Here is a 6,183-nt window from a genome sequence, read left to right as displayed (position 1 = left end):
TGTCTATCCTGAAGACAGACAGCCTTTTGGGACACCCGCGTTTATTTGCCTGTCCGCGGCCACGACGCGATCGCCTGGAGGGAGCCGCGAATGGTGAAACGGCCGAATTGATGCGGCAAAATGAAATGGTCGCCCCGGCGAAGCAAGTATGTCTGTCCTTTGCGGACAAGCTCGCCTTCGCCTTCGAGGATGCTGACGATGAGAAACGGTTTCGTCTGTTCTGACGCGAACGCGTCATGGACGTCCCATTTTTGGACGCCGAAGTAGTCTCCTTCCACGAAGGCCGTCACCGTCGCGCCGGGAAATTCGGCGACATGGGGGTGGACATCGATGTCGCGATGCGGGACGGTCGTGACGTCAATCGCTTTCTCGAGATGAAGCTCGCGCTTCCGCCCTTGGCTGTCGACGCGGTCGTAATCGTAGACGCGGTAGGTTGTATCTGAGCTTTGCTGCGTCTCAAGGACGAGCGTCCCTTCGCAAAGGGCGTGGATCGTGCCGCTTGGGACATAGAAGAAGTCGCCGGGGCGGATCGGCACTTTCCGAAGTAAACGATCCCATTCCCCCGCTTCCATCATCGCGCGCAGCTGCTCCTTCGTCTCGGCGTAATGGCCGTAAATGAGCTCAGCGCCCGGCTTGCAGTCGATGATGTACCAACACTCCGTTTTGCCGAGTTCTCCGCCTTCATGCGTTTTGGCGTATTCATCGTCCGGGTGGACTTGGACTGACAAGTCGGCGTTGGCGTCCAAAATTTTCGTCAACAGCGGGAAGCGGTCAGACGGGAAGTGGCCGAACAAATCGCGGCGTTCCTCCCATAATTGTCCGAGCGTCATCCCGGCAAACGGTCCGCGGGCGACGACCGTCTGCCCGTGCGGATGGGCGGACACCGCCCAGCATTCCCCTGTTTGCGAAGACGGAATGTCGTAGCCGAATCGTTCGGCGAGCTTCGTGCCGCCCCAAATCCGTTCTTGGAAGACAGGGGTGAGAAAAATCGGTTCAAGGTCCATGCGTCATCCCTCCCGAAAACATCATACAACATGCAGTCCACTCTAATTTTCATCTTATCATGAAATGCGCTATCGGCAAATGAAAACGATAAGGGGGTTAGGAACATACGCTCCCAACCCCCATTGGAACTCAAGGTCGACATGCCGATTGCGACGATGTTCTGCACGCGCCGCCGTCCTGCGTCAGCGCGTCACTTCGCGTCATCAAGTTCAATGCGCGCGAGCGGCTGTTTCGCCGGTCCTTCGATCACATCGCCATCGATCGAGAAGCGCGAGCCATGACATGGGCAGTCCCATGTCCGGTCGCCGCTGTTCCACTCCAGCTCGCAACCCATATGGGTGCACGTCGTGTCGACGACATGGAGCACCCCGGCTTCGTCCTTATAGGCGCCAGCCCGCTTTCCGTTGACCGAGACAACCGCCCCTTCGCCATGCGTCAAATCTTGCGGCCGGCGGACAACCGGTTCGATCTTTCCCTCCAGCAAATGTTTGGCGACGTCAAGGTTTGTCGTGAAAAACTGCTTCATGCTTGGATCAGCGTAAAAGCGCGACGGGGAGTACAAGTCGCGGTATCGGTTGTCGCGGTCGAGGATGAGGTCAGACAAAAGCATCCCGGCGACCGTCCCGTTCGTCATCCCCCACTTCCGGTACCCTGTCGCGACATAAATGTTTGGCGTCCCTGCCGTCATCGGGCCGATGTACGGCACTTTGTCCAGCGTCGTCAAATCTTGGGCGGACCAACGGTAACGGATGTCGTTCACCGTAAACAGCTGCGAAGCGAACGAGGACAGCGCCTCGTAATGACGCATCGTCGGCACGCCTTGGCCGGTTTTATGGTTTTCGCCGCCAATTAGGATAAGCGTCTCGCTGCCTGCCGCTGCGGAGCGGATCGAGCGTTTCGGTTCATCGGCGCTTAAATACATGCCGCCCGGGTACGGTTCAGTGATCGTCACTCCCAATACGTACGACCGTTCAGCGTACATGCGCGAAAAGTAAAACCCGCCGTCGTAAAACGGAAAGTGAGAACAGACGGCGACATGGTCGCACTCAACCCGTTTTTTGTCTCGCGTAATGACTGTCATCCTTTTTCCTTGTTCAATATCCGCCGCTGGTGTGTGTTCGTAAATGGCGCTGCCAGCCTGTGTGATCGAATCGACGAGTTTGGCCAAATATTTGAGCGGATGAAATTGCGCCTGCCTCTTCATCACGACCGCTGCCGCCACCGGCAGCGGGAGCGGGATCGACTCAACGAAGGCGCCGTCAATGCCGAGCCGTTCGTACGCTTCCCATTCTTTCACTAGTTTTTGGAAAGAAGAGGAAGACATCGTATAAATATAGGCATCTTGCTCGCAAAAGTCGCAGTCTATTTGTTGTTCTTCGATCGTGCGGCGGATAAACTGGAGTGCGTCCATGCAGGCGTCATAATAGAGTCGCGCCTTTTCTGCACCGAAATGGTTGAGAAATTCATCATAGACGAGATCGTGCTGGGCGGTGATTTTCGCTGTCGTATGGCCGGTCGTGCCGTTCAGGAGCCGGTCGGCTTCCAGAAGGGCGACGCGCGCCCCTTGCGCCGACAACAAATACGCTGTTGTAATCCCGGAAATGCCGCCGCCGATGACTGCGACGTCGGCGGAAATGTCCGCATCGAGCTTCGGAAACGACGGAAGCGAAACGGAGTCGCGCCAGTAAGGCTCTACGGTGGAAGGAAGGGACGACATGATTACCTCCTCCTTGCATGTCAATGTTGTCTTCTGTAGTTTTCCTTTTATCGGGCGAACTATTCCACATATCCACAACCGTTTTCTTTTTTTGGCAACTATCCGCAAGGAGAAGGAAAGATGGTACAATAGAAAAAGAGAATCAAACTGTTTTGCAAAAATAACGTCAAAGGAAGATCGGGAGTGAATAAATATACAAATTCGTTTCATGAACGCCCCCATGCGCTGGCAGACAGCCTGATTTTAGAGCATTACAGCTTAAGTGAGCTCAATTTCGAGACCGTCAGCCATTACCGCGAGCGGTTTGCTCGGGTGAAACCGGGCCATCCGTGGAACGGGCTCGAGACAAAAGAATTTTTATACAAAATCGGCGCGTGGGGCAAGCTGCGCGACAGCAGCAAAGAAGGGCTGACGCTCGCGGGATTGTTGATGTTCAGTGAGGAGCGGATCATCACCGAGGTGCTGCCGCAATACTTTTTGGAATATCGAGAGCACACTGACGGTGAAGCGGCAGGATGGACGAAGCGGTTCACATCACAAGACGGCACATGGTCGGGCAACATTTACGATTTTTATTTTCGCGTGTTGGCTGAGCTGGAGCGTCACGTTTGGTCGGATGAAGGGCGCGCTCTGCTTGGCGAGGCGCTCGTCAATGCGCTCGTTCATGCCGATTATGGGGAGGAAGGCGGCATCACCGTCGAAAAAGAGGATCGTTCATTTCGCTTTGCCAACCCGGGACGGTTTCGCATCCCGATTGAAGCGGCAATGGCGGGGCATACGAGCAATTTGCGCAACCCGAATATTTTTAAAATGTTTTTGCTGATCGACGTATGCAAACGCGCGGGATCGGGCCTCAAGCGAATGTGCGATATGCAGGAACAGGCGCTTGCTTGCCCGATCGATATCTCGCAGCAAACGAATCCAGACCGTACAATCGTTGTGTTGTGTCCGCTGCAATTTCCAGCTGAAATTAGCGCAACAATGGAAACAGAACCGGCTGGACAGCTGGAACAGCCGGAACCCGAATGGCTGGATGCGGGCAGCGGACAGGAAACCGAGAGCTTTATAACTAACGAACTAAACTTCGTAAGTATAGACACAAACTCCGTTAACAATGAAGAAAACTCCGTAAATATAACCAAAAACTCCGTAAACAGCGGGTCGAACTCCATAAAAAACGAGTCTGACTCCGTAAATATAACGTTGAACTCTATAAATAATGGACTGGAGTTCGTAAATAGCTTGCTTAGCTCCATAAACAACGACATCAGTATGCATGACAGCAACGAAAAAGGGGAAACGATCGACGAACGGCTATGGAAGATGGCAGAATTGGCACGGCGAAAAAAACGGTTGGCTCCAGCGGTCATGGAACAATTGATCATTCGGTTATGCCGCGAGCGGCCGCTGCGCCTGAAAGAGCTGGCTGAGCTGCTCGAACGAACGCCGGATGGATTGCGCAACAATTATTTAGGAAAGCTGTTGGAGGAAGGGAAAATCCGCTTAAAATACCCGGATCAGCCGAATCATCCGCGCCAAGCCTACATAGCGGTTGATGAATGAAAGGATTGGAGGGTGAAAGCGAGTCATGATCCAAACGGAAATAGACCGATCGGAAGGATGGGGTCTGCGATTGCACATTTCCTGCTTTTTGTTTTAGAAAGAGGGTGTCCCGCAAGGATGGGGACACCCTCTCTTTTGATCGGACTTGTCATCCAGCTTGCTTTTCTTCGGCTTGGCCATGCTGGCGACGATGCATTCCTTTGGCGAAGTATACGGCCGTCAAAAGCAGCAGCCAGGCTGGGCCGATGATCAAAGCGATGCGCGTATCCGGGAAATACGCCATTAGGGCGGCAACGCCGATCAAAAAGGCAAGCGACACGTATGAGCTGTATGGATAAAGCGGAAGTTTGAACGTGAGACGTTGTGCTTGTTCCGCGCTCAACTGTTTGCGGAATTTCAGCTGGGACAGCAAAATGACCGCCCACGTCCAAATGGCGCCGAATGTGGCGATGCTTGTCACCCATTGGAACACTTTTTCAGATACGTAGTTCAAATATACGCCGACAAGCATGACAAGCGCAGTGGCGATCAAGGCCGCGCCCGGAATGCCGCGCTTTGTCAGCCGGCCGAATGCGCTCGGCGCTTCTTGCTGTTCAGCAAGGTTAAACAGCTTGATAATAAATAATATTTTTTGAAAAAGTATTTTTGAAGCGCTTACATTATAATACTAACCGATAGATAAAGAGGTTGTAAATGAGCAATGTTTTCAAGTTATTATATATTTAATAATCTGAATAGTATTTAAAAATACATGAATTGCCTTGGCATCCTGTCATTTTGTACAATGGGAAACACAGAATACGCTAGGCTTGGAAAGGGGGATGCGTTGTGGAAGAACGGGAAGAGACATCATTTTTGGAACAGCTGCGGCAAGAAGGGCTGATCACCGAATCGACGCGTCCGGTTTGGGAAATGATTTTGCCAAGGCGGCTTCGGCGGATGTATGAGGTTTTGAATGAGCGCACCCGCTATATTACCGTCTTGATCGAAGCGGTCGATGACCCGCATAACCAAGCGGCGGTGCTGCGGACGGCTGAAGCGTTTGGCGTTCAAGACGTTCATATCGTGACGGGAAAGGCGCCGTTTTCGCCGAACCGGCTTGTGACGCGCTATGCCGATCAGTGGCTGACGCTCCACCATAAGCCAGATATCAAAACGGCCATTGCCGATTTGAAAAGTCAAGGGTATCAAGTGTATGCAAGCTATCTTGGTGAGGGGACGATTCCGGTTTCCGACATCGATCTGTCCCAACCGACAGCGCTGTTGTTTGGCAACGAGCATAGCGGCGTGTCGGAAGAGGCGCTCCGCTTGGCGGACGGAACGTTTGTCATTCCGATGTACGGCTTTGTGCAAAGCTTTAACATTTCCGTCGCCGCTGCGTTAGCGCTCTATGATGTCACCGAGCGGGCGCGCCGCCAGGCCGGCCGACACTACTATTTATTGCCTGGAGAGAAAAAGGCGTTGTATGAACAATGGATGTGGCAAACGTTAAACCCACGCATTCGTAAACAGTTGCAGCAACAAGGATATGCCATTCAAACGAACGAAGGACAGCTGGGTTCTTTTTCATAAAGAATTCAGCTGTCTTGTTTTATGGCGGGCTTTTCCGCAACTCTCCTTTCTCATCAATATTTCCCTAAACGAGGAAAACAAGTGGCGATTTGTTGAACAATGATTGAACAGTTTGTGACAAATGTTTTGCTGATTTATGAACTTTTTCGCTCATTCGTTTCAAACATTTTCAATTTTGATATGGTAGAGACAAAAGAAAATGCATGGAAGGCCCCGAAATGGTTGGGGCGGAAGAGGGAGGACCGATAGCGATGAAACGGGCGAGATGGCGCGCGGTGCTGGTTTTGCCGTTTTTGTTTTTGCTTGGGGGCTGCGTGGAGCGCACG

The 6,183-nt window shown here is 52.6% G+C and carries 4 protein-coding genes and 1 pseudogene; 2 read left to right on the top strand and 3 right to left on the bottom strand.

Features of this window, described 5'->3' with window-relative positions:
* Nucleotides 1-41: 41 nt before the first annotated feature.
* Nucleotides 42-1,004 carry a mannose-6-phosphate isomerase, class I gene (gene manA, locus VU18_RS15110; protein WP_021321297.1) on the bottom strand — a complete coding sequence of 321 codons (963 nt, stop codon included), beginning with the start codon at nucleotides 1,002-1,004 and terminating at the stop codon, nucleotides 42-44.
* Nucleotides 1,005-1,195: 191 nt separating this feature from the next.
* A complete protein-coding gene (locus tag VU18_RS15105) occupies nucleotides 1,196-2,722 on the bottom strand; it encodes an FAD-dependent oxidoreductase (RefSeq protein ID WP_021321298.1) in 1,527 nt (508 codons plus the stop codon).
* Between the two features lie 183 nt (nucleotides 2,723-2,905).
* Between VU18_RS15105 and VU18_RS15095 the strand changes: the two genes are divergently transcribed.
* Complete coding sequence (locus tag VU18_RS15095; RefSeq protein ID WP_021321300.1) at nucleotides 2,906-4,285, top strand: ATP-binding protein; 1,380 nt, start codon at nucleotides 2,906-2,908, stop codon at nucleotides 4,283-4,285.
* Nucleotides 4,286-4,433: 148 nt separating this feature from the next.
* Here VU18_RS15095 and VU18_RS15090 read toward each other — a convergent pair.
* A pseudogene (locus VU18_RS15090) lies at nucleotides 4,434-4,895 on the bottom strand (amino acid permease); the annotation flags it as partial.
* Nucleotides 4,896-5,113: 218 nt separating this feature from the next.
* On the opposite strand from VU18_RS15090, the gene VU18_RS15085 reads away from it, so the two are divergent.
* On the top strand, nucleotides 5,114-5,857 hold the full coding sequence (locus tag VU18_RS15085; RefSeq protein WP_021321301.1) for an RNA methyltransferase: 744 nt from the start codon (nucleotides 5,114-5,116) through the stop codon (nucleotides 5,855-5,857).
* The last annotated feature ends 326 nt before the right edge of the window (nucleotides 5,858-6,183 follow it).

It is taken from the genome of Geobacillus sp. ZGt-1 (genome assembly GCF_001026865.1).
In the GTDB taxonomy this organism is placed as follows: Bacteria; Bacillota; Bacilli; order Bacillales; family Anoxybacillaceae; genus Geobacillus; species Geobacillus thermoleovorans.
Note: the sequence above shows the minus strand (reverse complement) of the source record. Positions and strands in the feature narration are given on the sequence as shown.

Excerpts from the sequence above, each read along its gene's own strand:
- manA (WP_021321297.1), bottom strand. The coding sequence starts at position 1,004 with ATGGACCTTGAACCGATTTTTCTCACCCCTGTCTTCCAAGAACGGATT.
- VU18_RS15105 (WP_021321298.1), bottom strand. The coding sequence starts at position 2,722 with ATGTCGTCCCTTCCTTCCACCGTAGAGCCTTACTGGCGCGACTCCGTT.